Genomic DNA, 15,984 nt, shown 5'->3' with positions numbered 1-15,984 from the left:
GCCGGCCCGGCGGCCGGGTTGTAAGATAGTGCGCTGGTACTCTCTGGAATAGCAGTTAGAATTACGGGAGATCGCGTATGTTCGCAATCGTGAAAACCGGTGGTCGGCAGTACCGGGTGAACGTGGGTGACGAGCTCGTCGTGAACCGCCTGAACGCCGGCGTGGGCGAGAAGCTCTCGCTGCCGGTCAGCTTTACGGGTGACGGCGAGAACTTCGAGCTCGAGGAGAAGTCCGCCCAGGTCGAGGTTCTGGAGCACCTGCGGGGAGGCAAGCTGCACATCTACAAGTACAAGCCCAAGAAGGGCTACCGCAGGAAGAAGGGCCACCGGCAGGAGCTGACCCGGATCAAAGTACTGGAGGTTTCATAGAGATGGCTCACAAGAAGGGCGGCGGTTCCTCGCGGAACGGCCGGGACTCGGAGAGCAAGCGGCTGGGGGTTAAGGCCTTCGGGGGCCAGTTTGTGAGCGCCGGGAGCATCATCGTCCGGCAGCGCGGCACGAAGGTGCACCCCGGCCTGAACGTCGGCCGTGGCGGGGATGACACCCTCTTCGCCACGGTGGACGGGTTCGTCAAGTTCAGCAGGTCGCGCGGCAGGAGCGTGGTGAGCGTCCTGCAGGAGGGAACGGTCTGACCGGCTCTACCGGAGGGCTCTGACCCCGGTGCAGTTCATAGACGAAGCCCGTCTCTTGGTCCAGGGAGGAAGGGGCGGAGACGGGTGCGTCTCCTTCAACCGTGAGAAGTACCGTCCCCGCGGCGGTCCTGACGGCGGCCGCGGGGGTGATGGCGGCTCGGTTATAGTGGTTGCTACCGAGGATCTCTCCACGCTGGAGCCCTACGCCTACCGGCATGAGGTGAAAGCCGGGCGCGGCCGGCACGGGCAGGGGAGCAACCGGGCCGGCGAGCGCGGAGAGGACGTGATCCTGGAGGTTCCGGTCGGCACGCTCGTCTACTCCGACGGCGAGCTGGTGGCGGATCTTGAGAAGCCCGGAGATCGGGTAACGGTGGCCCGGGGCGGGGCCGGAGGGAGGGGAAACGAGTCTTTTGCAACCTCCACCCGGCAGGCTCCGGCGTTCGCCGAGAAAGGCCTTCCGGGCGAGCGGCGTGAGATCCGGCTCGAGCTCCGCGTGCTCTCCGATGTGGGGCTGGTGGGGCTGCCGAACGCCGGCAAGTCTTCCCTGCTCGCGGCTCTGAGTGCGGCGCGGCCAAAGGTGGGAGACTACCCCTTCACCACGCTCACTCCCCGGCTGGGCGTCGTGGACCGCCGCGCCTACCGCGAGCCCTTCGTGGTAGCGGACATCCCGGGGCTCATCGAGGGGGCCAGCGAGGGGCGCGGTCTCGGAAACCGCTTCCTGCGCCACGTCGCACGCTCGCGGCTCCTGGTGCTATTGCTGGACGCCAGCGGGGACCCCGAGGGGGCGGAGGCCGTGCTCCGGGCCGAGCTCGGGGCCGCCGGACTTGCGGGGAAGCCTGCGATCGTGGTGCTCAACAAGGTGGATCTGCTGGATGAGGAGCTGCGGGAGTATCTCGGACAGGTGTTTCCGGACTCTCCGCAGATCTCCGCTGCGACCGGCGAGGGGGTAGAGGAACTTGCGGATCTGCTGAAAGAGCGTCTGGAAGAGCTGGAGTCCGTGTCCGGAGGGGACCGGAAGACACACCGGACCTTCCGGCCGACTTGGAAGGGGGTGCGGGTGGAGGCGGTAAACGGCGGTTACCGGGTCTCCGGAGAGCTGGCCGAGCGGCTGGTGCTCAAGACCGACTGGGAGAACCCGGAGGCGGTGGAGCACTTCCAGCGTGAGCTGCGGAATCGGGGCATCCTCGCCGCCCTCAGGAGGGCCGGGGCGCAGCCCGGGGACGAAGTGCAGATCGGCGACCGGGTGTTCGATCTCCGGTGAGGGTCGGGATCTTCGGCGGTACGTTCGATCCCGTCCACGTCGGGCATCTGATCATAGCCGAGCAGGTGTCCGACGCTCTGGGACTTGAGCGGGTGCTCTTCGTGCCGAGCGGCATGCCTCCGCACAAGGCGGCCGAGAGCGTTCAGGCCGGCGCCTGGGACCGGCTGGAGATGGTGCGGGAGGCCGTTCGTGGCAATCCCCGGTTCGTGGTCGAGAGCCTGGAGGTGGAGGCCGGCGGGCCCATGTACAGCGTGGACACCACGATCGCTCTCAAGGAGAAATACGGGGACGGAGAGTGGTATTTCATCAGCGGGGCCGATGCGGTGTGCGACCTGCTGACCTGGAAAGATCCGGACCGGCTGCTTGAAGAGGCCGTCATGGTCGCCGCGACCCGGCCCGGCTACGACCTCTCGGCCCTGAACCACCTGGCCGAGGAGCTGCGGAACTTCCACCGCATACTCCCCGTGGAGTGTTCGCGGATAGACATATCCTCGACCGAGATCCGCTCCCGGCGGGCACGGGGAAGGAGCATCCGGTACATGGTCCCCGAGCCCGTGTACAGGATCATCGAGAAACGGGGAATATACAGCCTGGAGGAGCGTGTTGAAAGGAGCGAGAGCTTGAACAGGAGTCAGATACCTTGACCCGCGACGAGTTCGCCACCAATAACCGGGAAGCGGAAGAGCTTACCTACCATATGGCCGTCACGGCGGCTCAGGCGGCGAGCGATATGTTCGCCAACGACGTTGTGATCATCGACATGCGGGAGTTCGCCTCCTATACGGACTATTTCGTGATCGCCAGCGCCGAGACCGAGCGGCAGACGCGGCGGATCGTGGAGGAGGTTCTGGAGCGCATGAGCGGCGAGGGCTACCGGCCCGCGTCGCGGCGGATTCCCGAGGGAACGAGCTGGACCAGCCTGGACTTTCTGGACGTGGTGGTGCATATCTTCACCGACGAGGCCCGGGACTACTACCGGCTGGAGTCGCTCTGGAAGAGCGCCCCTCAGGAGCGCTGGAGCGGTGAAGCCCGGGCGCGTTGACACTCTGCCGCCCAGTTAATATACTCTTGCGAGCGCCCGAGAGGGGCCGTAGCTCAGTTGGGAGAGCGCCACGCTGGCAGCGTGGAGGTCACGGGTTCGAGTCCCGTCGGCTCCACTGCACACCCTCCGGCTGCCGGAACTAAAGTTTCCCCGTCTTCCTTCCGATACCTGTTGCGGAATGTACCGCAACAGATTCGAGTCCCTTACAACCCGGCGCGGAGAGAAAGAAGGGGCCGGCGCTGCGGGATACCTGCGGCGCAACCGGCCGCAGGTGCTCGTGGCGCTCGCGGTGGTGAGCGTGCTGCTCGGCGGGGCCTTCTACGCTTCCCACATCTCCGGGAGCGCACCGAAGACGGTCTACAACGCTCCGCTGCAGGAGGTCGCGGCGGACGCTCAGCCTCCGGTCATAGTCCGCATAAACACCGCCACCTCGGAAGAGCTGCAGGAACTGCCGGGGATCGGCCCGGCGCTCGCCGAGCGCATAATCGAGTACCGCCAGACCCACGGCGCGTTCCGTTCGCTGGAGGAGCTGGAGAACGTCTCCGGGATCGGTCCCAAGACGCTGGAGAAGATCCGGCCGTATGCGGACCTCTGAGAGCCGGCGCGTCCGGCTCGATCTGGATCTCTCCCCGCCGATCCGGCTGGACCTCTGGGCTGTGGCGCTCGCATCCGGGATCGTCGCCGGGACGGTGGTTCCTCCGTTCGCCTCTGCGCTGGTGCTGGGCTCGCTGCTGATCTGCGCGGGCTCGGCAATCTGGAGCTCGCTGCTGCCCCGTGGATGGCGGCTCATGGGGCTGCTCTGTCCGCTCTTCGTCGCCGCCGGAGCCGGTATAGCCTATCTACATGCGGCGGCGCGGGATCCGCTGGCCGAGCTCGCCGCCCTGGAACCGGGAGAGGTCGTCGCGGTCGGGACCGTAGCCTCACCGCCCGTTCCTTCGGGAGCGGGCAACAGAGCCGAGCTGCGGGTGGAACATCTGTGGCTGGGGGATCGGGAGCTGGTCCGGGGCGGTAAGGTGCAGATCAGAGCCTTCGACCTGCGGGCGGGCGTGGGCGACCGGGTGAGGGTGGATGGAGAGATCGTTGTCCCGGATTCGGGCGGCGAGTTCGATTACGCTCGCCACCTGCGCACCCGGGGAGTCTCGGCCGAGATACGGGCCTCCGGCGTCTGGCCGGTGGACGAGGGGCGGGGTTGGATCGGGCAGGTGCACCGCCGTACCGACGCCGCGCTCAGCCACGGAATGCGGTCCGAAGAGGCCTCCATGGTGCGGGGAATACTCATCGGGGACCGCAGCCGCATCCCGGATGAGATGCAGGACGCATTCCGGCGTTCCGGAATAGCGCACATACTGGCCATCTCTGGCATGCACGTCGCCGTGCTGGCGACCGCTTCTTACTTCGCCCTCCGGGCGCTCGCGCTGCCCCTCGCTACGCGCAACGCCGCAACTCTGGCGTTGGTGTGGGTCTACGTCGTGGTAGCCGGCGCGCCGCCGTCGGCCATCCGGGCCGGCGTGATCGCGAGCTTCGTGCTGCTGGCACCGCTCCTGAAGCGCGGGATCTCACCGCTGCACTTCATGACGTGCATGCTGGCACTGGTTCTGGCCTGGAATCCGATGCTCATCTACAGCACCGGGTTTCAGCTCTCCGTAGCGGCGGTGTTCGGCATCCTGCTCCTGCGAAAACCCCTGCAAGCGTTCCTCAAGCGCACGGTCCTGCGGCCGCTTCCGGCCGGGCAGGAGCCGCTCTCCCGGCTGATGTCCATCTCGCTCGCCGCCCAGATAGCGACCGCCCCCATAATCGCCACCAGTTTCGGCGAGGTGCCGGTGGTCGGTGTGATCACCAACCTCGTCGCCGTGCCGCTCGCCGCCCCGATCCTGACGCTCGGGCTGTGCGGGGTCTTGACCGGCAATCTGCTGCCCGCGCTCGCATACCCGGTGAACTCCGCGAACGGATTCCTCGTGAGCGTGATGTGGCGGACCGCCGAGCTTCTCGCCTCGCTGCCGTTCGCCGCCGTGGAGACCGCAAACGCCGACCTTGCGCTCGCCGTTCTCTTCTACGTGGCTTGCGCGCCCGCGGCAGCCGCCGCGAGCGCGCTGCCCGAGGAGCGCTGGCCGGCTATCGGCGGGCTTCTGGTCTTCTGGGCTGCGCTCTGGCTGGCGATGGCGGTCCTCTGAGCGATTAGAATACATCTTATGGCCGTATACCTTCTGCTGGGCGACGACGAGGAGCGCAAGGCCCGCAGCGTAGAGAAGCTGAGTCGAGGACGCGCGGTCCGGAGCGTGGACGCCTCCGAGACCGGTCCGGAGGAGGTGATCTCGGCCTGCAACTCGGGCAACCTCTTCGGGGAGGGAAACTTCGTCGTCGTTCGGAGACTTGATGCCTGGAGCGCGCACCAGAAGGCCCTGCTGGCAGGCTACCTCGAAAACCCTGCACCGGACACAGATCTCGTCTTGCTCGGAGAGAGGCTCGGGTCCCGGGAGCGCCTGCTGGCCGCCGCGAAGCGTGCCGGAGAGGTGCACACCCTCTCCCGGCCTGCCGGGAAAGAGCTTCTGAAGTGGGTCGTGAGGTACGCGCGGGAGCAGGGGATCCGGTTGTCGCAGGAGGTCGCCCGGGAGCTCGCCGCCCGCTGCTCGGAGGACAAGCTCCGGCTCGCGCGCGAGATAGAGAAGCTGGCCCTCTACCGGGAGGCCGGGGAGGCCACGTTGGAGGACGTGGAGGCTCTTTGCGCCCCGAACCTCGAAGCCGACATCTTCTCGTTTGTGGATGCGCTGGCCTCTGGCGACCGGCACACGCTCTTAAGCCTTCTGGAACGCCTCTTTTCGGCGGGGGAGCCGCCGCTGCGCCTCACCTTCATGGTGCGGCGGCAGTTCGATCTGCTCGCCCGGGCAAAGGCGCTCTACGCCCGGGGCACACCCCGGCAGGAAGTCGCCCGGAGGCTCGGAGTACCGCCGTTCGTGGCCCGCAAGCTCGAGGAGCAGTCTCAAAAGATCGGCGAAGAGAAGCTGGAGGAATCCCTGACGGTGGTTTTGGAGCTCGAGCGGGGGCTCAAAGGCGCCAGCGCCCTCCGGCCCGAACTACAGGTGGAGCTGGCCGTTATGAAGCTCTCCGGCTGAGGGCTCGCGTAAGGCGGCTGACCTTGCGCGCAGCCTTGTTGGGATGAATGATGCCCTTGGAGGCCGCCTTGTCGAAGAGCTTCTGCGATTCCTCCCTGAGCTTCCGGGCCCGCTCCTCGTCCCCGCTCTCAAGAGCCCGGTAGAAGTTCTTGGAGATGTTTCTCAGCCGGGATTGCACCGCCCGGTTGCGCTCGTACCTCTTGCGGCTCTGCTTGTCTCGCTTAGATGGTGCTGGCACCTAAAACTCCCTTCTTCTATATCACTTCCGCACAACCGGGCACAAATTTAAGCATACGGGGAGAGGAGAGGCAATCTCGCGGCGCGCCGCTCGGACCGCCCGCGATGGTAAAATCTCTGCCGTGTCCGGGATGGAACGCATACGAAACTTCTGCATAATCGCGCATATAGACCACGGCAAGAGCACCCTCGCGGACCGCCTGCTGGACATAACCGATGCAGTCCCGGAGCGGGAGCGGGTGGAGCAGATCCTGGATACGATGGATCTGGAGCGCGAGCGGGGGATAACCATCAAGGCCCAGGCCGTGCGGGTCCTCTACAACCGCCCCGACGGCGAGTGGACCCTCAACCTCATAGACACCCCGGGGCATGTGGACTTCGCCTACGAGGTCTCCCGCGCCATAGCCGCCTGCGAGGGCGCCCTGCTCGTCATAGACGCGAGCCAGGGCATCCAGGCCCAGACGCTGGCGAACCTCTACCTCGCCATGGAGCACGATCTGGAGATCATACCCGTCATAAACAAGATAGACCTCCCGATAGCCGACGTGGCAGCAGTCACCGAAGAGATCACCGAGCTCCTCGGCGTCGAAGAGGACGAGATACTCAAGATCTCTGCCAAGACCGGCGAGGGCGTCCGGGAGGTCCTGAACGCCATCGTAGACCGCATCCCGGCGCCGCAGGCCGCGGGAGAGAAGACACGCGCGCTCGTCTTCGACTCCTACTACGACCCCTACCGGGGCGTCGTCGCCCTGGTGCGCCTCTTCGACGGCGCGCTGCGCAAGGGCGACGAGGTCCGGGCGTTCGGGAGCGACGAGAGGTTCGAGGTGCTGGAGGTCGGCTGCTACTCGCCCAGACCCACCTCGCTGGAAGAGCTGCGGCCGGGCGAGGTCGGATATATCGTCGCGGGTCTCAAAGACATAGAGGCGCTGCGCGTCGGCGATACCGTGACCCGGGCCGACGACCCGGCCGAAGAGCCGCTGCCCGGGTACACCCGGGTCCCGCCCACCGTCTTCTGCGGCCTCTACCCGACGGATCCGGACGACTTCGAGCGACTGCGCAACGCTCTGGCCCGGCTGCAGCTGAACGACGCCGCCCTGCACTTCGAGCCCGAGAATACCCAGCTCGGATTCGGTTTCAGATGCGGATTTCTCGGGCTGCTGCACATGGAGATCGTTCAGGAGAGGCTGGAGCGCGAGTTCGGGCTGGAGCTGATCGCCACCATACCGAACGTGAAGTACAAGGTGAGAGTGGACGGTGAAGAGCGGGAGATCACCAACCCGAGCGAGCTCCCGGACCTCTTCGAGGAGATCCGGGAGCCCGTGGTGCGAGCCACTATCATCTGCCCCCAGGAGCATGTGGGGGCGGTGATGGGGCTCTGTCACGAGCGGCGCGGCATCTCTGTGGGGATGGAGTATATCTCCAGCATGCGGGTTCAACTCACCTACGATCTCCCACTGGCCGAGGTGGTCACCGATTTCTTCGACGCGCTCAAGAGCCGGACCCGGGGGTATGCCTCCTTCGACTACGAACCGCGGGGATATCAGGCGGCGGACCTGGTCAAAGTCGAGGTTCTGGTCGCAGGGGATCCTCTGGAGGCACTCTCGATGATAGTCCCCAGAGACCGGGCCGCGCAGCGAGGCCGGGCGCTGGTGGAGAAGCTGAAGGAGCTCATACCCCGCCAGCAGTTCCAGGTCCCGGTGCAGGCGGCAGTGGGTAAGAGGATCGTGGCCCGCGAGAACGTTCGCCCCTACCGCAAGGACGTCACCGCCAAATGTTACGGTGGCGACATCACCCGCAAGCGCAAGCTGCTGGAGAAGCAGAAGGCGGGCAAGCGGCGCATGAAGCAGGTGGGTAAGGTAGAGATACCCCAGGAGGCCTTCCTGGCAGCGCTGAGGATATAGGTCCCTGTGATAAAATTTCTGCCGGTATGGAGCTCTCCAGCAGGCAGCGCAGGATACTCATAAAGACGGTGGAACTGTACATAGCGACCGGCTCTCCGGTCAGCAGCGGAGCTCTGACGGAGAGCGTGGACGCGAGCAGCTCAACCATCAGGGCCGAGCTGAACCAGCTCGAGAGCCTGGGGCTGCTCACCCACCCGCACACCTCCGCCGGTCGGGTGCCCACGGATGCGGGGTACCGCTACTACGTCAACACCCTCATGACCGGGGAGCGGCCGCGGGACGGGCTGTTCGAGACCTCCGCGGACAGCTACGGCAATCTAGACGAGCTGCTGCGCGGCATCTCGGAGGACATGTCCCGGGTCACCCGCCTTCTTGCGGTGGTCGCAGGCCCCGGAATGCTGGGCGACACGGTTACCTCCGTGGACTGCGTGGTGCTCCGGCCCAACACGGTGCTGCTCATCATCTCGATGGAGAGCGGTGTTGTGTCCAGCTCGGTCGTCACACTGCCGGAACGGGTCCGGGACGAAGAGCTGCGCGAGATCGTGCAGGCCCTGAACGGCTGGATCGGAGGACGGTATCTGGACCCGGATCTGGAGCTGGATCTGGCCGCCCGCCGACTGCTCTCCGATTACAATCCCGATGTCGTGCAGGCCGTTATGGGTACTATAGAGGCGCTGGCGCGCTCCGAAGACCGGGGCCTGTTCGTCAGGGGAGCCTCGGCCCTCCTGGCCCGGCTCGACGACCTGGACTCCGCCAGCCTCGCGGCCATAGTCGAGATCTTCGAGCGGCGGCGGTGGCTCCTGCACGTCCTGGAGCGAGCACTGGAACGCTCGAACAGTTGCACCGACGTCGTGGTCGCCATCGGCTCGGAGAGCGGCTTCTACAAGCTCTCCAACACCAGCCTCGTGGCGGCCGCCTACCAGGTAAACGACCGCCCGTACGGCGTGGTGAGCCTCATCGGACCGAAGCGGATGGATTACGATTCGGCGATCTCTACCGTGCGTTCCGCAGCAGAGACCCTGACAGATAGGCTCAGCACCGGATTTTAATGCCTGCCAAGCGCGATTATTACGAGGTTCTGGGCGTTAGCCGCGGAGCCTCGGAGCAGGAGATAAAGAAGGCTTACCGCAGACTGGCGCGCAAGCATCACCCGGACGCTAACCCCGGAGACCCCGAGGCCGAAGAGCGCTTCAAAGAACTGACCGAAGCCTACGAGGTGCTCTCTAACCCGGAAGCCCGCCGGGCATACGATAGATACGGCCACCAGGTCCCGCGCGGTACCGGACGCGCCGGTGCCGGCGACCCGTTCGGCGGCGGCTTCCAGGATATCTTCGAAGCCTTCTTCGGCGAAGGGTTCGGAGACTCCTTCTTCGGCGGCGCCCGCCGGCAGCAAGCGCGGCGCGGAGGCGACGTCGAGGCTGAGGTGGAGATAGACCTGCGCGAGGCTGCTTTTGGAACTGAGCGTGAAGTAGAGGTTGATGTTATAGGAGTCTGTCCGGTCTGCAACGGGCTTGGCGGCGAGCGGCTACGGGCCTGTCCGGGATGCGGGGGGAGCGGCATCATTCGCACGGTCCGGGAGACGCTACTGGGGCAGATCATGAGCACCCAGACCTGTTCCACGTGTGGTGGCAGCGGGCGCATGGTGGAGGAGACCTGCGAGAACTGTGGGGGAGGGGGCCGCGTCTCCGAACGCATCAGGCGCACGGTCAAGATTCCGCCCGGCATCGAGGACGGGATGCAGATCCGGCTCTCCGGAGCAGGACACGCCGGAGATTACGGCGCCGGCTCAGGCGATATGTACGTAAAGGTGAAGGTTAAGGAAGATCCCGACCTCATCCGCGACCGGGACGACCTCGTCTACCGTTTGAAGGTTACGTTTGCGGAGGCTGCGCTCGGGGCGGAGAAGCCGGTAAAGACGTTGAACGGCGAGCGGAAGGTAAGGATAGAGCCGGGGACGCAACCGGGTTCGACCATCCGGCTCAAGGCTGAGGGGATGCCGCGGCTGCGCCGGTCGGGGCGTGGTGATCTGAAGGTAATGGTGGACGTTCTGGTACCGACGAATCTGACTGAGGAGCAGCGGGAGCTGTTGAGGAGGTTCGAGAACATCAGCGGTGAGGAGAACTACAACGGGACGGGCGGCAGCTCGTTCTTCGACCGTTTAAGGAGTGTCTTCCGATAGGTTTCGGGCCGATCACGCGCGTCTTCCTGCGGGACGAGACCGAGGTTGGGGGCGAGGTTCGTCTATCGCCGGGTGAGACGCACCATATCCGGAGGGTTTTGCGGGCTGGAGACGGGGAGCGGATAGAGCTGGTAGATGTCTCCCGGAGGCTCTTCGTTGCGGAGCTTTTGGAGGGGGATCGGGCGCGGGTGTTGAGCGAGGTGTCTGCTGGGGGGGATGACGGTGGGGCGTGCGTCGTTCTCTATCAGGCGGTGCCCAAGGGGAGGCGCATGGATCTCGTAATGGAGAAAGCCACCGAGCTCGGGGTGGAGCGCATAGTCCCGCTCTCATCAGATCGGGGCGTGGTGCGGTCGGGGGTCGGGAGCTCGAAGGTCGGGCGCTGGCGCAGGATAGCGGAGTCCGCCGCCCGGCAGGCGCTCCGGCTGAAGGTGCCCGAGGTCAGCGAGGTCATGAGCTTCGGGGAGGCCGTCGAGGAGGCAGAAGACGGCGGGGTCTTGCTTCACAACGATCCGGCCGCTCCTCCGCTGGAGGGGATGGATCTACGGTCGCCGGCTGCGGTCTTCGTCGGCCCTGAGGGCGGCTGGAGCGAGCGGGAGCTGTCCCGGGCCGGGGAGGCGGGTCTGAGCGTAGCTCATCTGGGCCCTTACAGGTTGCGCAGTGAGACGGCCGGGATCGCGGCGGTGAGCCGGGCGAAGGTGCTCCTCGGCGGTTATGAAGGGGAGGCTTACCGCACGGAGTGCCCCCGGCCGGGGATAGACGGTGCAGATCACACATGATACATAGTGGAGGGTAGAGAGAGCTGACGTGAGCCTACTGGACCGGATACAGAGGGACACCAAGGAGGCGTTGAAGGCCCGGGACAGGGACCGGGTGAGTGCGCTGCGGATGCTGAGCGCGGCGCTCGAGAACCGCCGGATAGAGCTCGGACGCGAGCTTGGCGAAGGAGAGGAGCTGGCGGTTTTGAGGAAGCAGCTCAAGCAGCGGGAGGAGTCCGCGGAGGCGTTCAGGAGAGCCGGCCGGGAGGATCGGGCCGCAGCGGAGGGGGCGGAGGCGGAGGTCATCCGCAGCTATCTCCCCGCGCCGCTCTCGCGCGAGGAGCTGGAGCGGGTTGCGGATCAGGCCGTTCAAGAATCCGGCGCCGAGAGCATGAGGGACATGGGCGCGGCTATGAGGCGCGCTATGGAGCTGGCCGGCGAACGCGCCTCCGGCCGGGAACTCTCAGAGGCGGTAAAGGAGTGTCTTCAGAGGAGCAGTTGAGGGCCAGTGAAGGAGGGACCCACGAACTCTATACCAGAGAATCAGGTTGAGGTAAACCTGACCGTTCCACCGGGTGACGTACTCGGCATCTTCGGGGAGCGGGATGCGGTGTTACGTCGCGTAGAGGAGCTGGTGGACTGTGAGATCTACGTCCGGGGCAACGAGGTGACGCTACGGGGCGGGGAGCCTGAGGTGGAGGAGGCGGAGCGGATCTTCCACGGGCTCTCGCGGCTGGTACAGCGGGGGCAGCATCCGACGCCGGAGACCGCCGAGCGGCTGCACCGGATGGGCGGTGATGGCCGGGGGCGGGCCGAGGAGGTGCTCGGGGACGTAATCCTGACGCACCGCGGGCGGCGGGTAGCGCCCAAGACCCGCAATCAGAAGGCGTACATAGACGCCATTCGGAGGAACGAGGTTGTCTTCGGCATAGGGCCGGCCGGGACCGGGAAGACGTATCTCGCCGTTGCTCTGGCGGTCGACGCTTTGAACCGCGGGGAGGTTAGCAGGATCATCCTCACCCGTCCGGCCGTTGAGGCGGGTGAGTCGCTCGGTTTCCTCCCCGGCGACGTAATGGCGAAGGTGGATCCGTACTTCCGGCCTCTCTATGACGCGTTGTACGAGATGATGGATCCGGACAAAGTCCAGATCTATCTGGAGCGGGGTATAATCGAGGTAGCTCCGCTGGCGTACATGAGGGGTCGGACCTTGAACGACGCCTTCATCATACTGGACGAGGCGCAGAACACCACGCCGCAGCAGATGAAGATGTTCCTTACCAGGATGGGGTTCGGTTCCAGGATGGTCGTTACGGGGGATATCACTCAGGTGGATCTTCCGGGCGGCAAGCGCAGCGGTCTCGCGGAGGTGGAGGGTATACTGGGCGGTGTGGAAGGCGTGGAGTTCGTCCGGCTGGACCGCTCCGACATCGTGCGGGCGGATATCGTGATGAGGATCGTCAACGCCTACGAGCGGAGCCATAGGTCCGGTCGGGAAGAGACTGGAGATGGAAGATAACCGGGAAGCTGCGTCTCGCAGAGAGCTCAAGGCCGAGCTGCACCGACCGCCCGGGCGTCTGGAACGCCTGAGAGACCGTCTGGAGCGGCTTCCGCACCGCGTCTTCTACATCGGGCTCACCCTCTTTACCTTCTTCGCGCTCTCGGCTCTCATAGCGGTAGACTTCAGGCCACTGGTTTCGCTGGGCATCGCGGAGGGGCCGCGGGCTTACGATCTCGGCGACGTGGCCGAGGAGGACGTATACGCTCCCCGCAGCGTTTCCTACGAGGATCCCGTGGCCACAGAGGCCGCGCGCAGCGAGGCCGCAAGTCAGGTGCCCCCGATATACGTTCAGGACGACTCGGTGCCCGGCGAGGTGACCGACAGGGTCAGAGCCTTCTTCGCGCAGATCCAGGAGATCCGGCAGAGCGGGGCGCCTCCCGAGGAGCAGGTCTCCCGGGTGCTCGGGGTGGCGCCGTTCTATCTGCCGGAGGATGTAGCCCGCGCGCTGATCTTCCTGGAGGACGGCGAACTGAGGGAGGCCGAGGAGTACGTTATCGAGAACCTCGAAGAGCTCTACGGCGCAACGGCCATCGCCGATGACGCGGTCTCTGAATCTCCCGCCACCGTGATCTCGCTCTCCGAAGGGCGGGCGCGCCTCTCGGATGCGGCCCGGCTGGACGCCTCGGGCGAGCTTGCGAACGTGGTCGAGGCCCTGAGCCGGGGCTTTCTGGAGCCCAACTACGTGGTCGACCGGGCGGCCACACGGGAGGCGCGGGAGCAGGCGGCCATGAGCGTCGAGCCGGTGACCGGTACCGTGCTGCAGGGCGAGCGGGTCGTTGCCCGGGGCGAGGTCATAGACCGGGAGGCGCTCGCCAAGCTGGAGGCTCTGGGGCTGGTGCGCACCTACAACCCGTGGACGGTGTTTCTGGGAGTGGGGTTGATCGTAGCCGCGGAGCTGGGGATAGCCTGGTATCTGATGGATCGTTTCGGTCGGCGCCTGATCCGGAACAATCTGCACACCAAGCTGGTGCTGGCGGCGCTGCTGGCCATCCTGTTCACGGCGCTGGCCCAGATCTTCGCTCTGGCGGGTTTCAACCCGTACCTCACGCCGCTAGCCGGGCTGGGCATGCTGGGGACGATCCTGCTGGGTCCGCGCCTAACCTTCCTGATGGTGGTCATAACCAGCATTAACGTCGGGATCATCGCCGACAACGACTTCTATCTGACCGCGGCGCTCCTGCTCTCTTCCGGATTTGCGATCTACACGGTCGTCCGGACCCGGTCCAGGAAGGAATTGCTGCGGGCCGGGCTCATTGTTGCCGGGGTCATGGCCGGGATAGCGTTCGCCATGAGCCTTATCGGAGGGGGCGGGCTGCGGGTCGCCGCGGAGCAAGGGCTCTGGGGACTGGGCAACGGGCTGCTCTCGCTCATGCTGGCGATGGTGCTCCTGCCGATCTTCGAGAGCGCGTTTAACATCCTCACGCCGATGCGCCTTCTGGAGCTCTCAGACCCCAGCAACCCGCTCCTGCAGAAGCTGCTGAGGGAGGCCCCGGGAACCTTCAGCCACGCCATGCAGGTCGGGAATCTGGCCGAGGCCGCCGCCGAGAGGATCGGGGCCGACACCCTGCTCGCGCGCGTCGGGGCTTACTATCACGACATCGGCAAGATGGAGCACCCCTCGTACTTCATAGAGAATCAGATCGCACGCTCCAACCCCCATCAGGCGCTCACCCCGGCGCTCTCGGTCCGGGTCATCCAGCGACACGTCAAAGACGGGCTGGATATCGGCCGGGCGTGGAACCTGCCGCAGGAGGTGCTGGATATAATAGCCCAGCATCACGGCACCACCCGCGTGGAGTACTTCTACAGGAAGGCACTCAAGGAGTCGCCTCCGGGAACCAACATCTCCGAAGCCGATTTCCGGCACGTGGGCGGCCGCCCGCGGAGCAAGGAGGCGGGGATCCTCATGCTCGCCGACTCCATCGAGGCGGCCGTCAAGGCGATGGAGAAGCCCACGCCCAAGCGCATTCAGGACGTCGTGGATCAGGTAATCCGCCAGAAACTGGACGACGGCCAGTTCGATGAGTGTGAGCTGACCATCAAGGATATCCGCGAGGCCGGTGAGGCTATCCGTGATGCGCTCATCGGCTTCCTCGGCCCCCGCATCACCTACCCCGAACCTCAGGACCAGAAGAAACCGCGCGTGCCCGCCCAGAACCCCTCTACCGGATGATGACCTTCTCCGTTGAGGTAGTGGACGAGGCAGGATACGGTCTCCTCTCCCGGGAGGAGGCCACCCGCATCTGCGCCCAGACCTTCGCAGCCCGGGGACTGGAACTGGACCGGTTGGGCGAGGTGTCCGTGGCGCTGGTCGATCTGCCGACCATCCGCAATCTGAACCTGAAGTATAGGGGAATCGATTCCCCGACCGATGTGCTGACCTTTACCATAGATGGCATGTACGGCGAGATGGCCGGTGAGATAGTGATAGCCCCCGGGTACGTGGGAGGCGAGGCATCCGCGGTTGAGGAGCTCGTAGTGCACGGTGCGCTGCACATGAGCGGCATGGATCACGGGGAGGAGTTCGAGGGGAGTGAGATGTTCCGGGTTCAGGAGGCGGTTTTAAGGGAGCTGCGTGAGCGGGGATAAGACCGGGAAGAAGCAGCAGAACGTAGCGCGCAGCCTCAACCACGCCTATCAGGGCATCATCTACGTCATCCGGACCCAGCGCAACATGCGCTTTCACGCGGTCGCCGCGCTGATGGTGCTGGTGCTGAGCTTGCTGTTGAACGTCAGTCGGCTGGAGCTGGCGGTGCTGGTGATCGTGATCATGGCCGTATTTGTGACCGAGATGTTCAATACGGCCATGGAGTTCGCGGTGGACCTGGTGACCCGCGAGTATCATCCGCTCGCCAAGCTGGCGAAGGATGTGGCGGCCGGGGCGGTGCTGGTCGCCAGCGTCTCGGCGGTGGCGGTGGGCTATCTGGTCCTGGCGGACAAGCTGGGACCGTTCTCGATGCAGACGCTGCAGGAGGTTCGCAGCTGGCCCGGACACCTGACGCTGGTGGCGCTGGTGCTGGTGAGCCTGCTGGTAATCATCGGGAAGGCGCTCACGCGTTCACCCAACTCTTTCCTGGGCGGGATGCCCTCCGGGCATGCGGCGGCCGCGTTCGCTGCGTGGGTGGTAGTGAGCTTCCTTGCCGCCGAAGCGCGCTACGGTGGTCTGATCTCCATAATGGCGCTGCTGATGGCGCTGCTGGTCTGTCAGAGTCGGGTCGAGGCCGGTATACACTCCATCTATCAGGTGGTCGTTGGGGCCGTGCTGGGAATACTGGTGTCCATGGCCGTCTTCCAGCTGGCGGGATGAAGG

General features: G+C 65.5%; 18 protein-coding genes and 1 tRNA gene. 18 read left to right on the top strand and 1 reads right to left on the bottom strand.

All coding sequences use genetic code 11. The features are described from left to right. Nucleotides 1–77: 77 nt before the first annotated feature. The 9 genes from rplU to holA all read left to right on the top strand — a co-directional run bounded on the left by rplU (nt 78) and on the right by holA (nt 6,044). Nucleotides 78–368, top strand: a complete 291-nt coding sequence (gene rplU, locus E0L93_RS07310; RefSeq protein ID WP_132690465.1) for a 50S ribosomal protein L21 — start codon at nt 78–80, stop codon at nt 366–368. A 2-nt stretch (nt 369–370) separates the two neighbouring features. After that, nucleotides 371–631, top strand: a complete 261-nt coding sequence (rpmA, locus tag E0L93_RS07305) for a 50S ribosomal protein L27 (RefSeq protein WP_132690463.1) — start codon at nt 371–373, stop codon at nt 629–631. 28 nt (nt 632–659) lie between these two features. Continuing rightward, nucleotides 660–1,892, top strand: a complete 1,233-nt coding sequence (gene obgE / locus E0L93_RS07300; RefSeq protein WP_132690461.1) for a GTPase ObgE — start codon at nt 660–662, stop codon at nt 1,890–1,892. Then, the gene (gene nadD / locus E0L93_RS07295; RefSeq protein WP_132690459.1) at nt 1,889–2,536 is read left to right on the top strand and encodes a nicotinate-nucleotide adenylyltransferase; all 648 of its coding nucleotides are present in this window, start codon (nt 1,889–1,891) and stop codon (nt 2,534–2,536) included. Before obgE ends, nadD begins: the two co-directional genes overlap by 4 nt. Further along, nucleotides 2,533–2,934: a ribosome silencing factor gene (rsfS, locus tag E0L93_RS07290; protein WP_207890371.1), complete on the top strand. Its 402-nt coding sequence runs from the start codon at nt 2,533–2,535 to the stop codon at nt 2,932–2,934. The genes nadD and rsfS overlap by 4 nt, the downstream gene beginning before the upstream one ends. Before the next feature lie 42 nt (nt 2,935–2,976). Beyond that, a tRNA-Ala gene (locus tag E0L93_RS07285) sits at nt 2,977–3,049 on the top strand. Nucleotides 3,050–3,112: 63 nt separating this feature from the next. Next, nucleotides 3,113–3,529 carry a ComEA family DNA-binding protein gene (locus tag E0L93_RS07280; protein WP_132690457.1) on the top strand — a complete coding sequence of 139 codons (417 nt, stop codon included), beginning with the start codon at nt 3,113–3,115 and terminating at the stop codon, nt 3,527–3,529. Continuing rightward, nucleotides 3,516–5,105, top strand: a complete 1,590-nt coding sequence (locus tag E0L93_RS07275; RefSeq protein ID WP_132690455.1) for a ComEC/Rec2 family competence protein — start codon at nt 3,516–3,518, stop codon at nt 5,103–5,105. The genes E0L93_RS07280 and E0L93_RS07275 overlap by 14 nt, the downstream gene beginning before the upstream one ends. Nucleotides 5,106–5,123: 18 nt before the next feature. Beyond that, on the top strand, nt 5,124–6,044 hold the full coding sequence (gene holA, locus E0L93_RS07270; protein ID WP_132690453.1) for a DNA polymerase III subunit delta: 921 nt from the start codon (nt 5,124–5,126) through the stop codon (nt 6,042–6,044). Here holA and rpsT read toward each other — a convergent pair. Then, nucleotides 6,025–6,282: a 30S ribosomal protein S20 gene (rpsT, locus tag E0L93_RS07265; RefSeq protein ID WP_132690451.1), complete on the bottom strand. Its 258-nt coding sequence runs from the start codon at nt 6,280–6,282 to the stop codon at nt 6,025–6,027. The two genes, holA and rpsT, sit on opposite strands and share 20 nt — an antisense overlap. Before the next feature lie 130 nt (nt 6,283–6,412). Between rpsT and lepA the strand changes: the two genes are divergently transcribed. The 9 genes from lepA (at nt 6,413) to E0L93_RS07220 (ending at nt 15,981) form a co-directional block, all read left to right on the top strand. Further along, entirely contained in the window at nt 6,413–8,182 is a 1,770-nt protein-coding gene (gene lepA, locus E0L93_RS07260) for a translation elongation factor 4 (RefSeq protein WP_132690449.1), read from the top strand. A 26-nt stretch (nt 8,183–8,208) separates the two neighbouring features. Then, complete coding sequence (gene hrcA / locus E0L93_RS07255; protein WP_132690447.1) at nt 8,209–9,231, top strand: heat-inducible transcriptional repressor HrcA; 1,023 nt, start codon at nt 8,209–8,211, stop codon at nt 9,229–9,231. After that, entirely contained in the window at nt 9,231–10,361 is a 1,131-nt protein-coding gene (dnaJ, locus tag E0L93_RS07250; protein ID WP_132690445.1) for a molecular chaperone DnaJ, read from the top strand. The genes hrcA and dnaJ overlap by 1 nt, the downstream gene beginning before the upstream one ends. Then, nucleotides 10,358–11,137 carry an RsmE family RNA methyltransferase gene (locus E0L93_RS07245; RefSeq protein ID WP_132690443.1) on the top strand — a complete coding sequence of 260 codons (780 nt, stop codon included), beginning with the start codon at nt 10,358–10,360 and terminating at the stop codon, nt 11,135–11,137. Before dnaJ ends, E0L93_RS07245 begins: the two co-directional genes overlap by 4 nt. Nucleotides 11,138–11,165: 28 nt before the next feature. Beyond that, nucleotides 11,166–11,618 (top strand): GatB/YqeY domain-containing protein, encoded by a 453-nt coding sequence (locus tag E0L93_RS07240; RefSeq protein WP_132690441.1) that lies wholly within the window; start codon nt 11,166–11,168, stop codon nt 11,616–11,618. 108 nt (nt 11,619–11,726) lie between these two features. Beyond that, on the top strand, nt 11,727–12,632 hold the full coding sequence (locus E0L93_RS07235) for a PhoH family protein (protein WP_243638145.1): 906 nt from the start codon (nt 11,727–11,729) through the stop codon (nt 12,630–12,632). Continuing rightward, entirely contained in the window at nt 12,622–14,847 is a 2,226-nt protein-coding gene (locus tag E0L93_RS07230; RefSeq protein WP_132690439.1) for an HD family phosphohydrolase, read from the top strand. The genes E0L93_RS07235 and E0L93_RS07230 overlap by 11 nt, the downstream gene beginning before the upstream one ends. After that, the gene (ybeY, locus tag E0L93_RS07225; protein WP_165874223.1) at nt 14,847–15,263 is read left to right on the top strand and encodes an rRNA maturation RNase YbeY; all 417 of its coding nucleotides are present in this window, start codon (nt 14,847–14,849) and stop codon (nt 15,261–15,263) included. The genes E0L93_RS07230 and ybeY overlap by 1 nt, the downstream gene beginning before the upstream one ends. Continuing rightward, nucleotides 15,250–15,981 (top strand): diacylglycerol kinase, encoded by a 732-nt coding sequence (locus tag E0L93_RS07220; protein WP_132690435.1) that lies wholly within the window; start codon nt 15,250–15,252, stop codon nt 15,979–15,981. The genes ybeY and E0L93_RS07220 overlap by 14 nt, the downstream gene beginning before the upstream one ends. Nucleotides 15,982–15,984: the final 3 nt, after the last annotated feature.

The organism is Rubrobacter taiwanensis, assembly GCF_004337705.1.
In the GTDB taxonomy this organism is placed as follows: Bacteria; Actinomycetota; Rubrobacteria; order Rubrobacterales; family Rubrobacteraceae; genus Rubrobacter_C; species Rubrobacter_C taiwanensis.
Note: the sequence above shows the minus strand (reverse complement) of the source record. Positions and strands in the feature narration are given on the sequence as shown.

Bases quoted from the DNA above. Each gene is read 5' to 3' on its own strand.
- hrcA (WP_132690447.1), top strand. From the start codon at position 8,209: ATGGAGCTCTCCAGCAGGCAGCGCAGGATACTCATAAAGACGGTGGAA.
- E0L93_RS07230 (WP_132690439.1), top strand. From the start codon at position 12,622: ATGGAAGATAACCGGGAAGCTGCGTCTCGCAGAGAGCTCAAGGCCGAG.
- holA (WP_132690453.1), top strand. From the start codon at position 5,124: ATGGCCGTATACCTTCTGCTGGGCGACGACGAGGAGCGCAAGGCCCGC.
- rpmA (WP_132690463.1), top strand. From the start codon at position 371: ATGGCTCACAAGAAGGGCGGCGGTTCCTCGCGGAACGGCCGGGACTCG.
- rplU (WP_132690465.1), top strand. From the start codon at position 78: ATGTTCGCAATCGTGAAAACCGGTGGTCGGCAGTACCGGGTGAACGTG.
- dnaJ (WP_132690445.1), top strand. From the start codon at position 9,231: ATGCCTGCCAAGCGCGATTATTACGAGGTTCTGGGCGTTAGCCGCGGA.
- lepA (WP_132690449.1), top strand. From the start codon at position 6,413: ATGGAACGCATACGAAACTTCTGCATAATCGCGCATATAGACCACGGC.
- ybeY (WP_165874223.1), top strand. From the start codon at position 14,847: ATGACCTTCTCCGTTGAGGTAGTGGACGAGGCAGGATACGGTCTCCTC.
- E0L93_RS07275 (WP_132690455.1), top strand. From the start codon at position 3,516: ATGCGGACCTCTGAGAGCCGGCGCGTCCGGCTCGATCTGGATCTCTCC.
- E0L93_RS07280 (WP_132690457.1), top strand. From the start codon at position 3,113: ATGTACCGCAACAGATTCGAGTCCCTTACAACCCGGCGCGGAGAGAAA.